Genomic DNA, 23,902 nt, shown 5'->3' on the forward strand with positions numbered 1-23,902 from the left:
GGAGCAGTTATCAGCAATGTAACGTCAGACATTCCGCTGTATGCGAAATGGAATACATCAACATCCACCATCAGCTTCAACGTAAACGGCGGAACAGGAACAACGCCGAATTCCATGACGGTATCGTATGGTCAGTCTTCCGCAGCGCTGCCGGATGGCACGGGAATCACAGCTCCGACAGGAAAAGTATTTGGAGGCTGGAACACCCAAGTGGATGGAAACGGTACGAGCTATGCCCCCGGGGAGTCGTTCACGATGAGCACAGCAAACGTGACATTGTATGCGCTGTGGCTATCAGCGAACGCTTTGTTGTCCAGCTTGTCCGTGGATCAAGGCACGTTATTACCGGCGTATACGACATCGAATTCGAATTATACGTTGAACGTGTCTAACGCGACTTCAAATCTCAACATTTCTTTGACAAAAGCGGATCCAAATCAAACGCTATTGGTTACGGGTGCAGCATACAGCACGGTAACGGGCAATGTGTATACTTACAGAGCTTCGAACTTGATTGTCGGGCCAAACCTTATTAAGATACAGGTAACTGCGCAGAATCTGACACAAAATACGTATAATCTAGTAGTGAATCGATTAAACAACAACGCCGACTTGAGCGGACTGACGCTGTCGGGCATTACGCTAACTCCAGCATTTACTTCCGGGACAACTTCGTACAGTACTAATGTGGCTAATAGTGTATCTAGTACGTCCGTAACAGCTAGTGCCTATGATAGCAACGCGACAATGACAGTGAACGGAGTAGCCGTTGCAAGCGGTCATACAAGCAGCGCTATTAATTTGAATGCAGGCACTAACATAATTACCATCATCGTAACGGCACAGGACGGCACTCCGAATTCCTATACGGTTACAGTGACGCGTGCATATCCATCATCCATTGGAGGCAGTGGTGGTTCTGGACCGGTAACGACTTCAAACGATAAAGTTATCTCGTCGGACGGTACGCTGAAACTTCCCGTCGGTAAATCGGGCGAAGTTAGCTTGGGCGATGAGGTTAAGATCGTTATTCCTGCCGATGCTTTCGGCAAAGACCTGGAATTATCGATTGAAAAAGTGGCTGACACGCAAAAGCTGCTCACAAGTAAAGACGTTCTGGCCAGCCCGATATTCGAAATTCTGAAAAATTTATCGGAAAACTTCTATAAGGAAATCACACTCACCTTTACCTTCGATCCTAAGATCTTAACGGGAAATCAAAAGCCTTCCGTATTCTACTATGACGAATCGAAGCAAACCTGGGTGGAAGTCGGCGGCGTGGTAAACGGCAATACCATTACCATAAAAGTGAATCACTTCACGAAGTATGCGGTATTCATTGTTGGCCAAGGGGCAGACTCGACGGCAGACACGAAGCAGCCGATCAACTTCAGTGATATCCCCGGACATTGGGCGGAGGCGAATATCAAGCAAGCGGTAAGCGCCGGCATCGTCAGAGGCTATCCGGACGGATCGTTCAAGCCGAATCGTACGTTAACGCGTTCGGAATTTGCGGTCATGCTGATGAACGCGTTGAAGCTGCAAGGAGAAGGAGCGGCACTGACGTTCACAGATAAAGCGAAGATCGGATCCTGGGCGCAGAGAGCGGTCGCGCAAGCTGTACAAGCAGGAATTATTAAAGGCTATGAGGACGGCAGTTTCCGTCCGGATGCAGAAATGACACGCGCTGAGATGGCAGTGATGCTCGCAAACGCTTTGGGTAAGTCCACCGTAGCGGACACCGCAACCGGCTTCGCAGATGACAAGGATATTCCGGTGTGGGCGAAAGGTAGCGTTGCTTTTGTGAAGCAAGTAGGCATCGTGCAGGGGAAAGGCGATAACGAATTCGTTCCTTATGACCTTGCAACGAGGGCTGAGGCCGTAACGCTTCTGCTGAAAATGCAGGCACAAAAGAGCAAGTAAAGTAAACGTTATTGAAATTTGCAGGGCGATTTACTGTAGTTTAACTCAGGACTGTTATTGAAGTTTCTGTAGCGAATTAGAGCAATGAACGCTGTAAAACAAAAACGCCGGGTTTTCCGGCGTTTTTGCTTTACAATATAAATCTTGGGTTGAGTTGTCGAAAATTGCGTATTACAATCACAGACGGATCAAGGAAAAACTAAAAGGCATGAGGGGTCACACAGATTCCTTAAATTAAAACGCTGACTTCAAGACCGGCGCATCGCGCGCGCCTATGTCTTTTCGTTTATATTAAAAATCTTCGGGTAGCTCCTCGATGCTAGATGGCCAAGAACGAATGGTCACGAGCCAAAATCCACGGGAATCTCCCATATTAAGTTCCTCGTTCGGATTAAATAATGATGTAGCGGCTGTTTCCAGGTACATGAGCTGATTTTCGCGAGAGACGCGGTGATAAGATGGTTTTCGTTCGCTTACATGTTTCTGTAGCGCTTTTATCGCCTCGCCCCAATCCCCATGAAGTTCTTTTCCACATTTGAATTGAAGTAGGTCAACAAGATCGGTTTCCAGGTAGGCGTCATGCTGGTTAGCTTTTAAGCCGTGGAGCGGTGTGCCTGTTGATGCGAAATGCCTGTTAGAATGGCTGTTATCTAAAAACAAGTAGCGCGCGCCAGGATGCGCATATGGTTGCGAATCGACATTGAAATGCTTGTTATGGATATTTGCCGTTGTGTACCAAAAGGTCGGCCAACTGAGATAAAGCTGCAATTGCGCTTTATCTACAGCGTTTTGGCTCCAGAGTTTGGCTTGCAAGAGAAGCGCGTTTTCTCTGATTATCTGCTGCTTGTCCATTTCTTTGTAAATGTATAGTACGTCTCCGAATTCGATCCTTTTTCTTCGCTGTATGCCGGTATAGGATACTTGGGGCGTTTGATGGATAAAGTAGGACGATATGGAGAGTTGAACAGGGAGTCCATGTTGGTTTGCGAGAATGTTCTTCCACGTGTTGCCTAGAAGATGTATGTCCTTATGTATGCTTTCGAGCATGCTGACTTCATTTCGCGAACAGTTTAACTGATTTCCTAAGAATGTTACCGCTGATTTGCGCAAATCGATCTGTATAGCGGTGGGGATTCGCATGCTTGGATGTGCCTCCTTTTATTGGCTTCAGGGGTTGATATACAGAATTTCATTGAAAAAAGACGAGTTCTACACCGGTTTCTCGGGATGCCTTTTGTATAGGAAAGTATTGGAATTACTATGTGAGGCTTATGATACTGTAAGATGTTGTACCTATCAATGCGAGATTACTATAAGTGCGATCTCAAAAAAATAATAAAAACAGGCATAACTTTTTGGGAAATATCATTTAAACCGAATTTGCGGTATTTGTAGATTTACCGATCAGCGGTTACATATTTAAATTTATTGTTAAGGCACTGTCTTGTACCCATCAACAAATCCCGGATCAATTAAATATTCTAGTTTTCTGCTGAGGAGAAAAGTAACCCAAATCAAAATGATTGAATCCTTAAAAAGTATAGAATAATGGAGAAATAGACTGTCTTGGGATGTAAACCTGCCCAGATCGTCGAACAACCCAGTGTCATTAAACGCTGGGTTTCTTTTTTTGGTGAAAATATATAGCATTTTTTATGCAAATCTATATTAATTTGAGAAAATTCTATAGTTTTCTATGTATATCATATCCAATCCGAATTTTATAATATTAAATGTAAGCGCTATCTATTTGGATTTTAATAGGAGGTGTGCGGTTAGCGGATAGGATTGTGCTCATAGACGAGGCATAATTTTTCGGATGTCCAACTCAATCTGGGAGGCGAATTTATGTTAACGGTAAAATCAAAGTCGTTAAATGTGTTTGTCGTGTTCGCTATGGTCGTATCATTATTCTTGTTCGCATCCTCGCAAAAGGCAAGCGCGGGGCTCGCACCGACTGGGTCCAAGTTTTTGGGCAACGTCATCGCCAGCAGCGTTCCTTCCAACTTCGGAACGTACTGGAATCAGGTAACTCCCGAAAACTCGACCAAATGGGGTTCCGTCGAGGGAACTCGCAACACCATGAACTGGACCCAATCGGACATCGCCTACAACTATGCGAAAACTAACGGTTTCCCTTTCAAATTCCATACCTTGGTATGGGGAAGCCAAGAGCCGGGCTGGATCGGAGGCCTTTCGGCGACGGACCAAAAAGCGGAAGTTGTCCAGTGGATTCAAGCGGCCGCTACGAAGTATGGCGGCGCGGAATTCGTAGACGTCGTGAACGAACCGTTGCATGCCAAACCTTCCTACAAGAACGCTATCGGCGGCGACGGTACTACGGGCTGGGATTGGGTCATCTGGTCGTTCGAGCAAGCCAGACAAGCGTTCCCGAACTCCAAATTGTTAATCAACGAATACGGGATCATCAGCGACCCGAATGCGGCGAGCCAATATATCGCCATTATTAATTTGTTGAAAAGCAGAGGCCTAGTCGACGGCATCGGCATTCAATGCCACCAGTTCAATATGGACACGGTTTCGGTAAGCACGATGAACAGCGTACTGAACACGCTCTCCGCGACGGGGCTTCCGATCTATGTATCGGAACTGGACATGACGGGCGATGACGCTACGCAGTTGGCAAGGTACAAAGAGAAATTCCCGGTTCTATGGGAAAACTCGAATATCAAAGGCATTACGCTGTGGGGTTATATTCAAGGCCAAACGTGGGTAGACAATACTCATCTGGTTACAAGTTCCGGCGCTGAACGCCCAGCTATGACATGGCTGAAGCAGTATCTCGGCGGGAACGGCGGAACACAGGCTCCGGCTGCGCCAACAGGCCTTACGGCAACGGCAGGCAACGCGCAAGTTGCGCTCAGTTGGACAGCATCGAGTGGAGCGACGAGCTACACGGTGAAGCGCGCGACGACGAGCGGCGGAACTTACACGGACGTGGCGACTGGCCTCACTTCGACGAGTTATACGAATACGGCCTTAACGAACGGAACGACGTATTATTATGTGGTGAGCGCGGCGAATAGCGCGGGTTCCAGCGGCAACTCGTTGCAGGTTAGCGCAACGCCGACGGCTGGCACTCAAGCGCCAGCGGCTCCTACTGGACTTACCGCAACGGCAGGTAACGCGCAAGTTGCGCTCAGTTGGACGGCATCGAGCGGCGCGACGAGCTACACGGTGAAACGCGCGACGACGAGCGGCGGAACTTACACGGACGTGGCGACGGGCGTCACTTCGACGAGCTACACGAATACAGGATTAACGAACGGGACGACGTATTATTATGTGGTCAGCGCAACGAATAGCGCGGGAACTAGCGGCAATTCGTCGCAAGCTAGCGCAACTCCGAGCGCAGTCGGAGGCGGCACGAGTACGCTTGTCGCGCAGTACAAGGTTCTCAACGCCAACCCGACCGACAATATGATTAACGCGACGTTCAACATCAAGAATACGGGCACAAGCGCCGTTAGTCTGAGCGGGGTGAAACTTCGCTATTACTTTACGAAGGATAGCTCTTCTACGCTTAACTTCTACGTGGATTATGCGCAAATTGGAGGTTCCAACGTCAGCGGAGCGTTCGTCAGCGCGACGGGCACGAACACGGATACTTACCTTGAGCTGTCGTTCAGCTCCGGCGCCGGCTCGATCGCGGCCGGCGGACAGACCGGGGATATCCAGATTCGCATTGCCAAGGCCGATTGGTCGAACTTTAACGAAGCGAACGATTATTCGTACGACGGAACGAAGACGGCATTCGCCGATTGGAATAAAATCACGCTGGTGCAAAGCGGTACGATCGTCTGGGGGACTGCTCCTTAAGCGATCCATAGATAAGAGATTGAGGCTGCCTTCGGGTAGCCTCTTTTTCTTGTGAGCCTCACAGTCGCACAATCTAAGTGGTTCAAATCCACTCGGTTACCGGTTGAGGCATTTCTCGATCAGGTTTTAATTTCTCTATCCATTGAAACATCCCATTCCTTGCCATTATGAGATTTATACTCGGACGGAGTCATATGCATATGCTTCTTGAATTGCTTGGAGAAGTAGCTCAAATGCTGAAATCCGTTTTCCAATGCGGCATCGAGGATGCTGCAATAGCTCGATTGAATCATAACCGCTGCGCTGTTCACGCGAAGCAAATTCAAGTATTCCATCGGCCTTAAGCTTGTAAGTTCTTTGAAGAGACGGCAGAAATGAGATGGAGACATGGAAGCGACGGCGGCTAATTCCTCTAAGGTCATCGTCAGCTTATAACGGGCATCCATATATCCCAGTACGGTAATAATTTTGTTCCATTTCTGACTTTTAACCCGATTGGCTTCTTCATAGCGGTTTCTGGGAACCAGGAGGGGGTAGATCTTGGCCAAGAAAATAAGCAAACGCCCCTTAAACAGCAGCTCAAAGCCTGCCGCCCTCTCGTGGAAGTCCTCGATTAGCGCTTTAATCAAGCTGCACAATTCTCCGTAATCGCCTTGGATTAGAGCAGGAAACAGAGCTGTACCTTTCAGAAGCGGATTCAAATACTCCTGGCATCGATCGGGCTGGAGGCTTGAAAGCCAGGAAAGCTTGAATACGATCGCACTGTAGAAGCAGCCTTCTGGTGCATGCGAATAGCCGCTGTGAAGCTCTCCCGAGTTGACGATGACACAGTCGCCCTCCCGAACGGTATAATCCGTATGATTGACGGAGAACACGGCGCTCCCTTTGCGGATATAGATCAACTCGATTTCTTCGTGCCAATGGAGCGGAAGGATTTGCTGGTTTCCGCTCTCGTAGTTGACGTTGTAGATCGTAAGCGGGAATTTGGACGAGCCGTGAACGGCTTTCTCGCGAAAACGGAATTCAAGCATGAATAGATCTCCATATAATCAATATTGTGCTAATGATAATCAAAATTCAGTTAGATTATACCTTATTAACTCAATATCATGATACTCATACGGTTAGGCGTTTTCTTAACGCCTTCCAGATGAGGAGGAGTAAACATGTCTATCGTGAAAGCCATCGTCATGCCGGAAGGGCTCGTTCTCGTAACCTCGGATGGACGAATGAAGCTTACTCCGTATTCGAGCGGCGCCATTCGCATCCAGTACACTTTGGAACCGACCTTCAGCACTGCAGACAGCTTGATGATCGTACGTCGACCGGGAGAAGACGTAGACTTCGCCATCGATGATCAGGAGGACTCCGTGAGCTTGCGCACTTCTAGATTAACGGTACGAATCGATAAACGGACTTGTGCATTCGCTTATTACGATGCGCTAGGAACACTGCTTGCGAAAGAGCCTTCCCGGGGCGGAAAGACACTTGTTCCGATCGATGTTGTCAAAGCCGTGTTCGACGAGAACGCCGGGCTGGAAACGGACCAAGGAGCGGACGGGCTGAGGGTAAGAGCCGAGAAGGGAAAAAAGGTTATCGATAGGAAGGCTTACCGGACCAAATTAGAATTCGAATGGGTGGAAGGAGAAGCGTTGTACGGGCTCGGCTCACATGAAGAAGGCATGTTCAATTTGCGGGGCAAGCACCAGTATTTGTACCAGCAGAACATGAAGGCGGTCATGCCCGTCCTCGTATCGACCCGCGGCTATGGCATCCTCGTGGACAGCTATTCGCTTATGAAGTTCCGCGACGATGCGTTCGGCTCTTACTTGTCCACCGAGGTGGACGATGAGATGGACTATTACTTTGTATACGGCCCGGAGCTGGATGAAATTGTCCATGGCATTCGCGATTTGACGGGTAAGGCGCCGATGTTGCCGAAATGGGCGTACGGATACGTGCAATCCAAAGAACGGTACGAGTCCCAGCAAGAATTGATCGAGGTCGTGAGGGAATACCGCCGTCGGGGGCTGCCTCTCGATTGCATTGTGCTGGACTGGAAATCCTGGACTGGAGAGCTGTGGGGACAGAAGACGCTGGATCAGGACCGGTTCCCCGATCCCGAGGGGATGATGGAGGAGCTGCATCGGTTAAATGCGCGGTTGATGGTTTCCATCTGGCCGATCATGAACCCGGACAGCGACAATCATAAGGAGATGGCTGAACAGGGCTACCTGCTGGCCAATCGAGCGACCTACGACGCCTTTCAAGACAAAGCCCGCGAACTTTACTGGAAGCAGGCGAACGAGGGACTGTTCTCGAAGGGCATCGATGCCTGGTGGTGCGACTGTACGGAGCCTTTCGAGGCGGACTGGAAGGGGGCAGTCAAGCCGGAACCGGAGGATAGGATGCTCATCAATACGGAGGAGTCCAAGCTTTATTTGGACCCGGAGCTGATCAACGCGTATTCGCTGCTGCATTCCCGCGGCCTGTACGAAGGGCAGCGTGGCGTAACCGACCGCAAGCGCGTTGTGAACCTGACCCGTTCCGCTTACGCGGGACAGCACCGATACGGTACGATTACGTGGTCGGGGGACGTTTCCGCCACTTGGGACACTTTGCGAAAGCAGATCCCGGACGGCCTGAATTTCTTCTCTGCCGGCTCTCCCTACTGGACAACGGACATCGGCGGTTTCTTCGTCCACAACAAGCCGGAGCTTTGGTTCTGGAGCGGCGATTACGACGATGGCGTCGAGGACCAGGGCTATCGGGAACTATATGTCAGATGGTTTCAATACGGAGCGTTTCTGCCGATGTTCCGATCGCACGGCACGGATACACCGCGCGAAATCTGGCGCTTCGGCAGGCCGGGCGAGCCTTTCTACGAAGCGCTGGTCGCGTTCCTGCGCCTTCGTTACCGGTTGCTCCCGTATATCTATTCGCTTGCCTTCCGAGTGTATCGGGACGATTATACGATGACAAGAGCATTGGCCTTCGACTTCAGGCACGATCCCGGAACATACGACATCGGCGACCAGTTCATGTTCGGACCTGCCTTGCTGGTGAATCCCGTCACTAGGCCAATGTATTACGGTTTTGGCTCAACCCCTCTCGAAGACGTAAGTGAAACTAGAAACGTCTATTTGCCGGAGGGCTGTCTATGGTTCGATTTCTGGAACGATCGAGTATACGAGGGAGGACAAACTCTGGAGGCCGAAGCTCCGCTGGATCGGATCCCGCTGTATGTCCGTTCCGGTTCGATCGTGCCGATGGGAGGAGACGTTCAATACTCGGGCGAAAACTCTTCCGAGCCGTTGCATATTCGAATCTACGCGGGTCGAAGCGGATCCTTCGAATATTACGAGGACGAGGGAGACAATTACGGCTACGAGAAGGGATACTATGCCGTTTCGTCTATGCATTGGGATGAAGACCGGCGCGTATTCGTTATCGGTGAAAGGCAGGGCTCGTATCCCGGCATGAGGCCGCAGCAGGAATTGATCCTGCAGCTGTTCGACTCGCGAGACTTCGAGAATCCTTCGCGTTCTCCCGTAATCCGGCATGTCAATTATACTGGAGCAAGCATTGAAGTCGCATTTCCATGAAACTTTAGCCCGCTGAGCGTTTCGGCGGGCTTTTCATATGCATAGAGGTAACTTTTGAATAAACGAGGTCACCTACGATAGAGAGATCTTAATTCTTAACAGAGTACAATGAACCCATCCTGTTAAATTGGAGAGAGGTTATAGGCATGGCTATTCAATCGACCGTTAATACATCAATTAAACCGGCGCATTCACGGCGGCAGAGCGGCATCGTCCGCTTACTTCGAAATATCGTGAAATATCGAGTGCTACTGTTTATGCTTTTACCGCCGGCGATCGTCTTTTTCATTAATTGTTATATTCCGATGTTTGGCGTATTCATCGCTTTCAAGAACATCAACTACGTCGATGGTATTATGGGCAGTCCGTGGACGGGACTCGACAATTTCCGCTTTCTCTTTGCCACTTCCGATGCATGGCGAGTGACCATTAATACGGTTGCATACAATATTTCCTTTATTGTGTCCGGTTTAATTCTCTCAGTTGCGGTCGCTATTGCCATTAATGAGGTACGTGCCAAGATCGCTTCGCGATTCTATCAAACGGTTATGATCATGCCGAATTTCTTGTCTATGGTCGTCGTCAGCTATATCGTATACGCCTTTCTGCATCCGGAATACGGCTTCCTGGTCAAATACGTCTTGCCTTTATTCGGCCACACTTCCGTTAATGCCTATATGCACCCGCAAGCATGGCCTTATATTTTATGGTTAACGAAAATGTGGCACTCCGTCGGCATAGGCAGCGTCATCTATCTGGCCGCAATAACCGGAATCAGCGAGGAGTTGTATGAAGCCGCGGTTATGGACGGTGCCAGCAAATGGCAGCAAATCATTCGTATTACGATTCCGCTCCTTACGCCCGTGATGGTCATCCTGACGATTCTGAATTTGGGAGGTATTTTCCGCTCCGATTTCGGTTTGTTCTATCATGTTACGCTCGACTCCGGCGCGTTGCGCTCTACGACGGATGTCATCGATACGTATGTTTACAGAGGATTGATCCAGCTCAACGATCTGGGAATGTCCTCCGCGGCGAATTTTTACCAATCGATAGTCGGATTTTTCCTTGTCATCGGAGCTAACGGTCTAGCTCGCAAACTTAATCGTGATTCGGCACTTTTCTAGAAAGGAGAATCGAAATGAATAAAGCGGGTAGCATGAAACCTTACCAGCAAGTGTCCAGATCGGCTAAATTATTTCTTCATCTATTTTTCGTCGCTTTTAGTCTCGCGTGCATCATGCCCATCGTGCTGATTGTCTCTATCTCCATTTCCGATGAAAAAATGCTCACGTTAAAAGGTTATAAGTTCTGGCCTGACGTTATCGATCTGTCCGCATACCGATTTCTATTTACCGATTCGTCAACGCTATTGAAAGCCTATGGGGTTACCTTAACCGTTACTTGTATCGGAACCATATTGGCGGTGTTGTTGATCGCCATGTACGCTTATCCGATCTTTCGCAAGGATTTTCCGTTCAAGAAGTTTTTTAATATCTATCTTTTGATTACGATGCTTTTCTCCGGAGGGTTAGTTCCGTTCTACCTCTTGTATATCAATTACTTGGACCTGAGAGACTCTCTTATCGCTCTCATCCTTCCGGGTCTTTCGAGCGCTTTCTATATTTTCATAACGCGTACCTTCTTTCAGCAGACCATACCGGAAGAGATGATCGAGTCGGGCAAATTGGATGGGGCGTCGGAGTGGCGAATTTTCTTCCAGCTCGTTCTTCCGATTTCGCTCCCGGTTCTAGCGACCATCGGCCTGTTCACGACGCTGATGTATTGGAACGATTGGTTTAATTCCTTGTTGTTCATTAACGATACGGATAAGTTCTCCTTGCAGTACGTGATGATTCAAATGATTCGCCAAGCCGAGTTTTTCAAAAATCAATTGGCGGGAAGCGGAGTAGCCTTGTTGGTGCGAGAAACGGTTCCCACGGAAAGTCTTCGTATGGCTATGGTTGTCGTCTCCATTGGTCCGATTCTGTTCGTCTATCCCTTCTTCCAGAAATACTTCACCAAGGGGCTTACCATCGGGGCCATCAAGGGTTAAACCGTCTAACTCTGGCTAAATGGCCGGTTAGAATATATGATAAACTTATAGGGAGGCACGACGAAATGAAGGCAGCAAAAGGTTGGGGCACGGCGCTTTCTTTGGTGATCGCGATGATGCTGGTTATCTCTGCTTGCGGAAACAATGACAACGCAAGCTCGTCAGGTTCGCCTAGCGCGAAACCGACGGCAAGCAGTCAGTCATCCGGCGATACCGGATCCGGCAATCCGGATATCTCTAAGTATCGCAAGCTCAAAGTGTACACGGTAGGTAATTTCCCTCAGAAGGACACCGCGGCAGTCGTAGCGGAGATCAACAAGTACCTCAAAGAGAAAATCAACGCCGAGATCGACTTCCAAGGACTCCCATGGTCCTCCTGGGCGGAAAAGATGGTTCTGGCTTATCAGTCCGGAGAACAGGTAGACTTGACATTTGCTCCGAACTGGTCCGATTTTGCCAATAACGTAGCGAAAGGCGCTTTTCTGCCGCTCGATGAACTGTTGGCCCAATATGGACAAGGAATTACGCAGACGTTAGACCCTCGTTTCTTCGAAGGCGGCAAAGTAAACGGCAAAATCTACGCGATTCCTACGAATAAGGAAATCGGCGAAAGCCACACCATTATGTTAAGAAAAGATATGGTGGATAAATACGGGTTTGACGTAAGTACCATCAATACATTGGAAGATCTCGAGCCATGGCTTGCGAACATTAAGGAAAAGGAGCCCGGCTTCGCTCCGATCTGGCTGTCGGGTAGCGGTTCCGATACGCTTAGTTACTTCGATAAAACCAGGAAAAGCATTGAGGAAAACTTCCGTTATGAGCTGGTAGCTGGCGCGCCGGCTGTTATCGTGCTGGACACGAAGATGGACAAGATGGTAATCAGCTCGATGGAGAACGATGCCGCTATTTACAGGTGGAAGCTCTACAGCGACTGGTTCAAGAAGGGGTACATCAACAAAGATGCCGCAACGACCAAGACCAGCACCGAAGACGCGTTGAAAGCAGGAAAAACGTGGATGAAGTTCGGCTCCGACAAACCGGATTCCGATAAGGAAGATTCTAGCGCCACCGGTATCCAGCTCGTTAAGCTTAAAGGAAACGATCCCGAGATGAGCACGGCCAGCATCAGCAACTCCATGATGGCCATCGGGCGCACTTCTGTCGATCCGGAGCGGACGATGATGCTGCTGAACCTTCTCCATACCGACAAGCATCTGGTCAATTTGTTCGATTTCGGCGTGGAAGATCGTCAATACGTTAAGTTGGAAGGCCAGGATAATTTCATTAAGCTGCCGGACGGCGTAGCTACCCGTGCGGATACGGGCTGGGCTCCGGGCATCGAGTGGATGTTCGGCAATCAGACGCTAACTTATTTATGGGAAGGCGAAAGCGCGGACAAATGGGAAAAGTTCAAGGAGTATAACGACAGAGCCCATAAGGTGAAATCGTTCGGTTTTAGCTTCAATACGGAAACGGTCAAAACGGAAGTATCGGTTATCAGCAATATTATCAAGGAATATCGTCCGCTACTTGAAACAGGCAGTCTGGACGCGGACAAGGTTCTCGCCGAATACAACTCAAAGTTAAAAGCCAACGGCATTGAGAAAATTCGCGCTGAAGCCCAGAAGCAGTACGATGAATGGAAAGCGAAGCAACCGTAAATAGGCTAGGGGGAAGACTAACAAAGTCTTCCCCCTTTCGTGCCGCATCGTCGCTTAAGGCCAAGTAAGAGGAGAGAGACTATGAGACTATCATTGCGATTTAAAGTAAGCGCTCTAGTCCTGCTTCTGGTGACGCCGCTTTTTCTTTTTTTGTATTATACGAATATCTATTCAACGAACATTGTCCGGGAGAAAGTCACGAATTCCGCTTCGAATACGCTGGCTCTGCATTTAAGCACCCTTGATGAGTTACTAGAGCAGACCGGCACTTATTTGACTCGCACGGCAAATGACAATCTGCTGTTGGAATTATACTCGGCAAGCGACCCGGACAGCGTAAACTATTATGTGTCCCTGCGGAAATTGATGGATCAATGGTACAACGATGTCAGCTACTACTCCATTATCCGCACTGTGTTCGTGTATCATCAGAAGAGGGACGAATTGTTCTTAAGCAGCCGAAATGAGTATTACCAAGAGAAAGAAGATATTCGATCCGGACTGTCGTCGCGGCTGGAAACGCTCAAGCTTCCAACTTCTTTGAAGTGGGAAATCGTCACCGTCGGCGGCGAGCCTGTCTTGTATAAGGCTCTGCCGGATAAAAGCGGAAGGTTGCTCATCGGCGTACTTGTCAGCATCGACTCTTTGGCACAGCCTTTAACCCAGCTAGGACCCGCAAGTAACGATGAGAAGATCGGCATGATATCGAAAGACGGCAAGCCGTTGTGGGGTCAATTTACGAACGAGGATCTTGTCAGCATCCGCGGCCTTCTGGATGAACAATCGGCCCGCACCAGCGTTTCCATTCGTCTCGGCGACGGTAACAGCTATTTGTTCGTAGGCAAACCGTCGCTTTTTTCGGATCTCAACGCGTTCATCCTATTGGACGAAAAATCGCTACTGGACGAGCTTCCTTTGTTCCAACGCGTTATCGAGGGCATCCCGGCCGCGGTTATCGTGATGTTGGTCATTCTTCTTATTCTGCTCAGCCGTCTCGTGTTTAAGCCGATTCATTCATTGGCAAGCGGGATGCGCATTCTTGGCAAGGGACAATGGGATTATCGACTGAAGGAAGGGAATACCAAGGAGTTTCGGTTGATTACGGAACAGTTCAATCGGATGGCCGAACAAATCGGCGATCTGAAGATCGACGTATACGAAGAGAAAATGAAAGTCCAGCAGGCCGAGCTTAAACATCTTCAGGCCCAAATCAATCCCCATTTTTTTATGAACTCCCTGAATATCGTCTACCATTTGGTAGAGCTTCAGAAGTACTCTCTGATCAAAAAGATGATAGGCCATCTTGTGTCCTATTTCAGGTTTATCATGAGTACCAACGATAGCTGGATTCCGCTCGCCAGCGAATTGAATCATATTCGGAATTACATGGAAATCCAAATGGTGATGTACCCTGACAAGCTGATCTATCGCGAACGGCTTCCGAAGGAATTCGAAAGTCTGTTCGTTCCGCCGCTGCTCGTACAACCTTTCGTAGAAAATGCCATTAAGCATGGATTTATAGATAATCTAAAACCATTCCAAGTCGAGATAACGGCGAGCGCGGAAATCGGGGATGACGGGGTATCGTACGTCTCCATCCAAATCAGCGACTCCGGACGGGGATTTACCGATTCGCAACTCGAATTTCTTAACGGCGGAATATATGAAAAAGAGCCGACGGACCGCCAGTTAGGGGTATGGAACGTTCGTAGACGCTTAGTTATGTTCTATGATGAACGAGCGAATCTTGCTTTCCGGAACGATCCTCGGGGCGGCGGAGTGGTAGAAATGAAATTGCCCATGACGAGGAGACCGTGATCGATCTTATGTACCGGATTTTGATCGTAGACGACCAATATTTCGCCTTGCTCGGTTTGCAGCAAGGCGTGGACTGGAGCGAGCTTAGCGTTACGGACGTTAGGCTGGCGGAAAACGTAGAGCAAGCGGTGGAGTGCCTAAGGAACGAAGCAGTTGATCTGCTTATATGCGATATCGAGATGCCGGGGAGGAACGGACTGGATTTGTTGGCCTGGGTGGAGCAACACTCGCCGAACACCCTAACCATTATGCTCACATGCCATGCGGATTTCGAATACGCGCAGCGTGCCATTCAACATGGAGCGTTTCATTATTTGTTAAAACCCGTCGATTACGGGCAATTGAAGAAAGTGGCGGGCGAAGCGATCGCCGAAGTGTGCAGGCGGAATGACCAGCTAAAGTATGACGATCTTATGCAGGATTATCGAAGGAAATGGGATCGACAACTGCCGATCCTGGTGGAGCGCTTCTGGCAGGACATCCTTAGCCAGCGAGCATCGCTTCATCCGGATTCGTTGCAAAGATCCGCGGAAACTTACGGTTTGGATTTCAAGCCGAGCGACCGTTTTATCCTGGTCCTGTTAGGTCTGGAGCAATGGAAAGAGAACCTGAGCGCGCGGGACGAGTCCATAATGGAATACGCGCTTCGCAATTTGGCCGGAGAACTTCTATTGAGCGAGTTAGAAGGCGTCGTTCTTCAGAATCATGCGGGTCTTAATCTAGCGATCGTATACGAGAGGCGCGAAGCAGACCCCGTCGGCAACGTACTGGAACGCAATTGCCGGCGGTTCCTGAACGAGTGCGAACGGTTGCTCCATTGCTCCTTGTCTATCTACATTAGCCCGTCGGTACTCCTGCCGGAGATCGTGAGCGCCTACGCTAACGTGACGGAGAAAGAACAACGCAACATTAACCGCTCCCGGCAAGTATTCACTTCCGGTTATCCGCCATCTGTTAAACCGCTGGAACAGATACCGGCGGTTGCTCCTTTGTATTTGTTTTCGGAATGGGCCACCATCCTGGAACTCGGCGAACTAGAGGAATTGGATCGCCGCGTTACGCTGTGGTTTAGCGGCAGCGGCACAGAAACTTGGACGAAGGAATCGCATGATCAGATCATCCACGGCATTCTTTTTATCGTTCATACCCTACTCGCGAAAAAAGGTTTAACGATAAACGAATCGGCGGAGCTGAAAAACCTGGCGGACAAGGGAAGCTTCCCGAAACATATGCTGGCCCTGCAGAGTTGGACAAGGGAATGCCTAGGGGCGACCGTGCGACTTCTGCGGACAAGCAATAACGTATCCTCCACCGTTGTCGCCAAGATCAGGCAATACATTCGTTCCCGCTTAAGCCAGGAGATAACCCGGGAAGATCTGGCCTCGCATGTCTATCTGAATCCGGCGTATTTGTCCAGGATGTTCAAAAAGGAGACAGGGTTATCTTTGTCGGACGCCATCATTCAAGAACGAATACAGGAAGCCAAACGAATGCTGGAAGAAACAGAAAACAAGATTACCGATATTGCGGAAAATGTAGGTTATACAAGCTTAGGGAGCTTTTCCAACTTGTTCAAAAGAGTTGTTGGCGTAACGCCTCAGCAATATCGGGCTAGAAAAAAATAGAACTGTTGCGCCTTCCCGAAGCAGTTTTTCGGTTTCGTCCATAAGTCATGAAATATCAATTTTGTACCATACACTAATGAATCAGGAAAATTGGTATAGATCAATTATATATTGGTATACATCATTGTTTTAATCTGGTTAGTCATTTAAGATTTTTTTTATGAAAATCGGTGAATGTATGGAGGCGTATGGATTGGAAAGGTATCAGTAATGCTTCGTATTGTCGATAGCTGCTCTTTTGCGTAGATGTGGAAGCGTTTGCACCAATTAGGCTTCGGATTGATCGTTTCAACCTTTTGTATGCTTTTGGAATTTTCGCGGCGTATTTCCCGTTATTTGTTTGAATTGCCTGCAGAAGTGTTCTACATTTTGATAACCGCATTGAGCAGCGATTTCAGCAATACTTTGGTTGCTATGAAGCAAATATTCTTTGGCCAATCGGATTCGGCTGTTGATGACGTCATCTATACAAGAAATGCCAAAGTTTTTTTTGTAAATGTTTTGAAGATAGCCTGGACTGATTCGTAGATAATCCGCCATTTTCGAAACCGTCCAGTTATCGCCCGGATTGTTTTGAATAGCGGTGCGAATTCTCAATAGTTTGTAGTATTGAGGCGTAATGGCATCTTGAAAATAAGACTCCAATAACTTGTTGAACAACGTCCTCAATAAAAAATCAGTGGAAGATTCTTTGTAATCCCGACTAAAATTGTGTTCGATGACTAGCAGTTCAAACAACTTATGGCAGTAGTCCGGATCATTCAAGGAAAAAGGAACGCCGAACGGAAGCGGTGATTCCGTTATATAAGGTTCGTTGGATTCAAAGCGGATCCAGTTATTTACGAAATAATAATCGGCGCAGGCTCGGTAATAGATCTTCTGAAGTGGGCGGTAGAGGACGGCGCTGTGAGCAGGGTATTCCTTGAGTTCGTCATCGACCCAGAATTGCGCGGGGGACTTGGTAATGACTAGGAGCCAGTGATAACCCACGGGAACATCGATTACAAAATGGCTTGAGTGCGTAGTATTGCATTCGACATAGTGAATATGGGTCATCCGTACCCCTCCCTTTAAGCATGTCTTAAATATACCATAGTGAGGAAAATAGGAATGAAGATTCGAGTGAGAAAATCGCTGATATATCTGCATAGCCAAGTCTTAGGAGGGATAGTGAACGATGGTGAACATGGATAGGACGGAAATTCCCGCCGCATACATGAAGGCGGTTGGGAGTGGCAAGCAAGGCACAGTCAAGGACGTTGTTTATCCGGTAAAAAACTATATTAACTCGTCGCGCCAGCTCGTGACGGATCGCCGTATCGATGCCGAGGAAGCGGGAAGAGCCACGGTTAGTGGAGAGGCGATCATGAAATCCTGCAGCGTATATCTCCCAGCGGGTTACGAAAAATTCGATCCGGATACCCGTTACAATGTGTTGTACTTGCTTCACGGTGTAGGCGGAGACCATTACGAGTGGTTACGCGGCAAAGGGATTGAGGGCGGCAATTATTTCTTATGCAATATGTTGGACAATCTCATCGCGAGCGGCGATATCGATCCGATCATCGTCGTTATGCCGAATGGAAGAAGCTCGCATGATTGGACGGATTGTACTTTCAATTCCGAAGGAACCAACATGCTCGGATTCTACTATTTCGATTATGAGCTGAGATACGATCTGATTCCGTTCATTGAATCCACATTCAAGACATATGCGAATATTCGAGAGATGTCTCTGGAATCAGTTGAATACAGCCGAATGCACAGGGCTATCGCGGGTTTATCCATGGGCGGCATGCAGACATTGAATTTGATCCTTGGCGGTTATCGATGCGATTCCGCGGCTATTGCAGGAAAGGAGAGCGGTTGGAGCAACGGGCTTACCGAGACTGTTCCCGCGCGGGGGATGACCGATCTGTTCGCTTACTTAGGTGCCTTCTCAAACGCACCTACATCGAGCAACGGTAAGTTTCTGGGCTCGAGCATCGCATTGAGCGGCAACAGGCTTAAATTGTTATATATGACATGCGGAAATGCCGACAAAATATCTATCGATTGCTACACGCAATCGAACGAGGGACTTGCAGATATTGCAGGGGATTATCTCGATGCATATTACCAAGTCTCAATCAAAGATGGTGTACATGACTTCAACGTGTGGAACAGCGGCGCGTATCATTTTATTCGTCTGTCATTCGGGAAAGGAAATCACTAAGGGGAGATACGGATGAGCAAGACAACGATTACGAATCCGGTCATCTGGGCGGACGTCCCGGATGTGAGCGTGGTTCGAGTAGGAAACGTCTACTATATGGTGAGCACGAGCATGCATTCGATGCCCGGTTGCCCTATCATGAAATCGGAAAACCTGATGCACTGGGAGATCGTGAATTATGTTTTCGAGACCCTCGAGGATAACGACGCCCACAATTTGCTGGACGGCAAAGGTATTTATGGCCAGGGCTCATGGGCCGCAAGCCTTCGCCATTATGAAGGCATGTTCTACGTTTGCTTCTCTTGCAACGACATGAATCGCTTTTACGTTTATAGAACATCGGATATCGAGAACGGTCCATGGGAACGTTTCGTCATTCCAGGTCTTCACCATGATCCGGCCCTGTTGTTCGACGACGGAGGCGTATTTGTGATCTATGGCAACGGCGACATCCGGATTGCGGAGCTGACTGCCGATGCGACGGCTCATAAACCCGGTGGCGTCGATCAATTGCTGTTCGAGACGGAACGAGACGGGATCGGACTCCGGTGCGAGGGCTGCCATGCATATAAGTTGGACGGCTATTATTACCTGTTCTTCATTGAATGGCCGAGCACGGGAAACCGTCGCCGGAGGCAACTGGTCTATCGTTCGCGTGAGCTGCTTGGCCCCTACGAGCGCAGAATGCTAATCGACGACGACATGGGATACCGCAACAACGGCATCGCGCAGGGCGGCATTGTCGAAACGCCCGCCGGCGACTGGTATGCCGTGCTGTTTCAGGACCACGATGCGGTCGGCCGGATTCCTTGCGTGCTGCCTGTCTCTTGGGAGAACGGCTGGCCAGTTTTCGGCGTGGAGGGGAAGGTGCCTGCTTCATTCGAAGTGCCGATGCCGGGCTCGGAACCGAAGCAGCTCGTAATCAGCGACGAATTCGATTACTCGATTAACAAACTGGCGTTGAATTGGCAATGGAATCACAATCCGGATAACTCGCTGTGGTCCGTAACAGAACGGCCGGGCTGGCTGCGGCTGCGGACAGGGCATCTTGCCAGAAGTGTCGAATTTGCCCGTAATACCCTGACGCAGCGGACGCAAGGTCCAGCATGCAGCGCTTCAACAATGATCGATGCGGCGGGGATGAAGCCGGGAGACCGCGCTGGTTTGGTCGCGCTGGCCTTCCACTTCGGTGCGGTCGGCATTCTGGCAAACGAGAATGGGGAATTCCGCGTCTTCATGAGTGTCAAAGGTGATGATGGCAGCGAGCACACGATCGAGAGCCATCTTTACGCGGACAGTCTGATTTACATAAAAATCGATTGCATTTTCGATGACAGTGCGGACCTCGCTTACTTCTGCTATTCGGCGGACGGAGAGTTGTGGCACGAGATCGGGCAGCCGCTGAAGATGGAGTATACGCTGCATCATTTCATGGGTTACCGGTTCGGACTATTCAACTATGCCGCGAAAGAATCCGGCGGTTACACCGACTTCGATTATTTTAGGTATGCGAGGAGGAGCGGTTAGTACCTCTGACGCACAGGCACCACCACCAAAGCTAGCTGTGTGAGGCTAGCTCTTTTCAGATGCTACCCGACGAAGGGAAAATAAAAGTGATATAATCTTTTTTTAATGGCCCGAGCTGACAGTAAGGTGTCTATACTAGATTTGTAGGTGGGAAACAGCTAAAAAAGCGGAGGGGCAGACAGTGATAGTACGAACGGCAAAGAGCATGAAATCGGATATTTATAGCAAGTGGAGAAGACTGGCGCTGAAAATACCTTTTGTCTATTTCTTAGTAATCTTGATTACGGTGGCTTTCAGTTTTGTAGTGTTCAATAAAATATCTTCGAACTCAGCGCAGAACAAAATCAATGAGGCATCTCTTCAAACGATCACTTCCATAAAGACAAGCGTAGATTTAACGGTGGACAACGTAAATAACTATTCGAAAATGATTTTCTCGGATAATAATCTGCAAAATTTGCTAAGGAAAGGGAATGTGTATTCCAACCTGCAAACCCAGTCAAAGGTCAGCATGTATTTATACAATCTCATGCAAGCGGTTCCGATTATCGATTCCGTTCATATATTCGACAATTCCGGCCATCGTTTTTCCGTCGGAACGGAACAATCCCCGACTTTTACGATAGCGAACGTGGAAGAGGCTCCATGGTATCGACAAGTGGTATCCGAGAATGGAAAGTATATTTTGAAGTTAAACGGAAGCGGGGCGTTTTCGGACGTTTCCAAAGAAAATTTCGTATCCTTCATTCGATTGATCCGGGACATCGACAACACGTCGACGCTGGGGATTCTGGTCATCAATATCAAGGGAGACGCATTCGTACAGGCGTATTCTAATCTTCCGAATCAAAACTCCCTGCAGATCGTTATTTTGGATGAAAATAATCAGGTCATTTCTGCCAATTCAACAGAAGATAATCATTACGCGCTCTTTAAGCAGATGCTGGAAACAAACGATAATGAGATGAAGCAAGCATTCCAGCACAGCGCCTCTGGCTTCCTTACCATGAAATCCGGTTCACAGAAATATACGGTTTCTTATCTTTCGGACGGGAATTTCAATTGGAATTTTGCTAGTATAACGCCGCACAATTTAATTGATTCTACGAACAAATCGCTTGTCTTTTTGGCGCTTATTCTGCTTATTATTAACGGAACCGTTTTTTTCGCGAGTTCGTTTATTATTTCGCGCAGCATTATTCATCCTATACTTCAGCTCCTGCGATCCATGAAAAAAGCCCAAAGCGGTAATTTTCAGAAAGTAAACGCAGTGTCTAACAGTTATGAATTCGAACAATTATTTAACGGTTACAATAATATGATTGAACAAATCGATCAGTTACTGAAGCGGATTATTGAAGAGCAAAATACGATTCGCAAAGCGGAACTAAATACGCTTCAAGCTCAAATCAAGCCGCATTTTTTATATAACACGCTAGACTCTATTACATCGTTAGCGATGACCGGATTAAACGATCAGGTATGTGATCTGCTAGAGGCCCTAGGCAGTTATTATCGCATGAGTGTTAGCAAAGGACGGGACGTGATCACCGTTGGCGAAGAAGTCGACATGGTTCGGAATTATTTGAAAATCCAGAAAGTACGTTATCAAGATATTTTCGAGGTTCAGTATGATGTGGACGAGAGATGTAACCAGTTCCCGATTCTGAAACTGGTTATGCAGCCATTGGTTGAAAATTCGATCTATCATGGCATTCGGCCCAAAGGGACGAAGGGAACGATTCGAATCAGCGCGCATCTTGCGGAAGGGGCTATGAAAATATCGATTGCCGATGATGGCGTCGGGATGTCGGAAGATCAACTCGCGCAAATTCTGCAGACGGAACGTAAAGGACAAATCAAAAGCTTCGGCCTTTGGGGAACCATGGAACGTTTGCGTATTTTTTATGGAGATCGCAGCAATATCAGAATCGAAAGCGATCCGGGAAAGGGAACGACAATCACCTTTTTCATATACATGGGAGACTATACAACATGGACAAACTAAAGGTTTTGATCGTAGACGACGAACATCTCATACGGAATCTGCTCAGAATGCGCATAGACTGGGAGAAACAGGGGATGACGATCGTAGGCGAAGCTTCCAATGCGCAAGAAGCGCTCGATCTGGTGGATGAATGGAGACCGGATATTATATTGACGGATATTTATATGCCGTTCATCAACGGAATCGAGTTCAGCGGTATGGTCTTGGACAAGTATCCGGATATTAAAATCGTAATCGTAACCGGTCATGACGAGTTTGAATATGCTCAAAAAAGTATAAAACTCGGAATTTCGGATTTCATTTTAAAACCGATCCGCGCTTCGGAACTGCTCCATGTGACAGACAAGCTAAAACGTACAATCGAGCAGGAGCGTACGCGTGAAAAGGAATTTGAGAGGTTAAAGGAAGATCTGGAGCGGAACTTTCCGTATCTAAGGGAAAAGTTCTTGAACCAATGGTTATCGGGCGCCCTTTCTTTGGAAGAGATTAATGAAAAGGCGGAATATTTCAATATTCCGGCGCTCGGTTCGGGCGCATCTCAAATTGCCGTTATCGAAATTTCCTTGGCATCCCCGAAGCAATCAGAGGAACAGCTGATTCTCTTGGAAATGGAATGTAAAAACAAGACGGAACAATTTTTCCTAGATGATTCCAAAGTCGTCATTCTATCGGATGCCAGGAACCAAATCGTCTTGATAGCCTTTAACCGGGATTCGGATTTCGTCGGCGAGTGCGAACGGCTTCAAACCAACCTGATCGATTCCTACAATTGCTTCGTCAGCACCGGGATCGGGCGGAAACATGGAAATATACAGGAGGCACGCCTGGGATATCAGGAGGCTTGCCATGCGCTTCAATATAAAGCCTTTATCGGCAAAAATCAGGTGGTCTGTTTTGAAGACGTTGTCGATAACAAAGAACAACCGTATCGTTCGGATTCAGACCTTCTCCAGCAATTGCAGTTCTACATCAGCGTGGGTTCGTCCGAGCGAGCGATTCAAGTTCTGCATCAAATCTTTGACCTTTCGTTTGCGAGCGTGTCGCAGTTCCGAATGGCGGCGATGGATGTGATCACGGAATGCCAGCGAGCTGCCATCGAACAGCAAATCGAAAATGAGCACGTTATTGATAAAGAAACGCTGGTATCCATTCTTGCCGCGGATAATTTGCCTGAATTAATGACAATATTGGAGGGTTACGTCCTTCAACTTTCGACGACCATCCATGTGAAGAACCGGGCGAAAGAAGGTAACCTGATTAGCCAGGTGAAAGATTACCTTGAAACGAACATGGGCGACCCCGAGCTTGGATTAGCGAGCACCGCTGCGGCGTTTTTTGTCAGCCCGGGCCATTTGGGACGGCTTATGAAGAAAGAAAGCGGGCAAACGTTCGTGGAATATCTTACGAATATTCGCATGAAACGGGCGGAAGCTTTGCTGAAACAGACCGATTTAAAAGGGTACGAGGTCGGTGCCAAGGTGGGAGTCGCCGATCCGCACTATTTCAGCATTTTATTTAAGAAGAATATCGGCAGGTCCGTGAACGAATACAGAAACGTGAAATAATTGACGGAATATGTTCGAATTTTGAAAGCGGATGCACGTATTTTGAATGGAGCTAA

At 48.3% G+C, this 23,902-nt stretch carries 15 protein-coding genes and 1 pseudogene; 13 read left to right on the top strand and 3 right to left on the bottom strand.

The features are described 5' to 3' along the window. Window positions 1-1,923: S-layer homology domain-containing protein (locus tag L3D05_RS00005; protein ID WP_239613462.1), on the top strand; the 1,923-nt coding region annotated here is incomplete at its 5' end. Between the two features lie 291 nt (window positions 1,924-2,214). On the opposite strand, the gene L3D05_RS00010 is transcribed toward L3D05_RS00005, so the two are convergent. After that, window positions 2,215-3,063, bottom strand: coding sequence for a hypothetical protein (locus tag L3D05_RS00010; protein ID WP_239613464.1), 849 nt, complete (start codon window positions 3,061-3,063; stop codon window positions 2,215-2,217). 188 nt (window positions 3,064-3,251) lie between these two features. On the opposite strand from L3D05_RS00010, the pseudogene L3D05_RS00015 reads away from it, so the two are divergent. Further along, window positions 3,252-3,472, top strand: a pseudogene (locus L3D05_RS00015) (hypothetical protein); the annotation flags it as partial. Between the two features lie 299 nt (window positions 3,473-3,771). Beyond that, on the top strand, window positions 3,772-5,763 hold the full coding sequence (locus L3D05_RS00020) for an endo-1,4-beta-xylanase (RefSeq protein ID WP_239613466.1): 1,992 nt from the start codon (window positions 3,772-3,774) through the stop codon (window positions 5,761-5,763). Between the two features lie 119 nt (window positions 5,764-5,882). Here the strand turns inward: L3D05_RS00020 and L3D05_RS00025 are convergent, their stop codons facing one another. After that, entirely contained in the window at window positions 5,883-6,794 is a 912-nt protein-coding gene (locus L3D05_RS00025) for an AraC family transcriptional regulator (RefSeq protein WP_239613467.1), read from the bottom strand. 135 nt (window positions 6,795-6,929) lie between these two features. On the opposite strand from L3D05_RS00025, the gene L3D05_RS00030 reads away from it, so the two are divergent. The 6 genes from L3D05_RS00030 (at window position 6,930) to L3D05_RS00055 (ending at window position 16,531) form a co-directional block, all read left to right on the top strand. Beyond that, window positions 6,930-9,368, top strand: a complete 2,439-nt coding sequence (locus tag L3D05_RS00030; RefSeq protein ID WP_239613469.1) for a glycoside hydrolase family 31 protein — start codon at window positions 6,930-6,932, stop codon at window positions 9,366-9,368. Window positions 9,369-9,514: 146 nt separating this feature from the next. Next, a complete protein-coding gene (locus tag L3D05_RS00035; protein ID WP_239613471.1) occupies window positions 9,515-10,495 on the top strand; it encodes an ABC transporter permease in 981 nt (326 codons plus the stop codon). A gap of 14 nt (window positions 10,496-10,509) precedes the next feature. Continuing rightward, window positions 10,510-11,424 carry a carbohydrate ABC transporter permease gene (locus tag L3D05_RS00040; RefSeq protein ID WP_239613472.1) on the top strand — a complete coding sequence of 305 codons (915 nt, stop codon included), beginning with the start codon at window positions 10,510-10,512 and terminating at the stop codon, window positions 11,422-11,424. 65 nt (window positions 11,425-11,489) lie between these two features. Beyond that, window positions 11,490-13,088 (top strand): ABC transporter substrate-binding protein, encoded by a 1,599-nt coding sequence (locus tag L3D05_RS00045; protein ID WP_239613474.1) that lies wholly within the window; start codon window positions 11,490-11,492, stop codon window positions 13,086-13,088. 81 nt (window positions 13,089-13,169) lie between these two features. Continuing rightward, a complete protein-coding gene (locus tag L3D05_RS00050) occupies window positions 13,170-14,906 on the top strand; it encodes a sensor histidine kinase (protein ID WP_239613475.1) in 1,737 nt (578 codons plus the stop codon). Then, a complete protein-coding gene (locus L3D05_RS00055; protein WP_239613477.1) occupies window positions 14,903-16,531 on the top strand; it encodes a response regulator in 1,629 nt (542 codons plus the stop codon). Before L3D05_RS00050 ends, L3D05_RS00055 begins: the two co-directional genes overlap by 4 nt. 288 nt (window positions 16,532-16,819) lie before the next feature. Here L3D05_RS00055 and L3D05_RS00060 read toward each other — a convergent pair whose 3' ends face one another. Then, window positions 16,820-17,587, bottom strand: coding sequence for a helix-turn-helix transcriptional regulator (locus L3D05_RS00060; RefSeq protein ID WP_239613479.1), 768 nt, complete (start codon window positions 17,585-17,587; stop codon window positions 16,820-16,822). A gap of 121 nt (window positions 17,588-17,708) precedes the next feature. Between L3D05_RS00060 and L3D05_RS00065 the strand changes: the two genes are divergently transcribed. From L3D05_RS00065 to L3D05_RS00080, 4 genes are all read left to right on the top strand, one after another. Beyond that, on the top strand, window positions 17,709-18,746 hold the full coding sequence (locus tag L3D05_RS00065) for an alpha/beta hydrolase (protein WP_239613480.1): 1,038 nt from the start codon (window positions 17,709-17,711) through the stop codon (window positions 18,744-18,746). A 12-nt stretch (window positions 18,747-18,758) separates the two neighbouring features. Then, window positions 18,759-20,273, top strand: coding sequence for a glycoside hydrolase family 43 protein (locus L3D05_RS00070; RefSeq protein WP_239613482.1), 1,515 nt, complete (start codon window positions 18,759-18,761; stop codon window positions 20,271-20,273). Between the two features lie 181 nt (window positions 20,274-20,454). Beyond that, window positions 20,455-22,281 (top strand): sensor histidine kinase, encoded by a 1,827-nt coding sequence (locus L3D05_RS00075; protein ID WP_239613484.1) that lies wholly within the window; start codon window positions 20,455-20,457, stop codon window positions 22,279-22,281. Continuing rightward, window positions 22,269-23,846, top strand: coding sequence for a response regulator (locus tag L3D05_RS00080; protein WP_239613486.1), 1,578 nt, complete (start codon window positions 22,269-22,271; stop codon window positions 23,844-23,846). The genes L3D05_RS00075 and L3D05_RS00080 overlap by 13 nt, the downstream gene beginning before the upstream one ends. The last annotated feature ends 56 nt before the right edge of the window (window positions 23,847-23,902 follow it).

It is taken from the genome of Cohnella mopanensis (assembly GCF_022352055.1).
In the GTDB taxonomy this organism is placed as follows: domain Bacteria; phylum Bacillota; class Bacilli; order Paenibacillales; family Paenibacillaceae; genus Cohnella; species Cohnella mopanensis.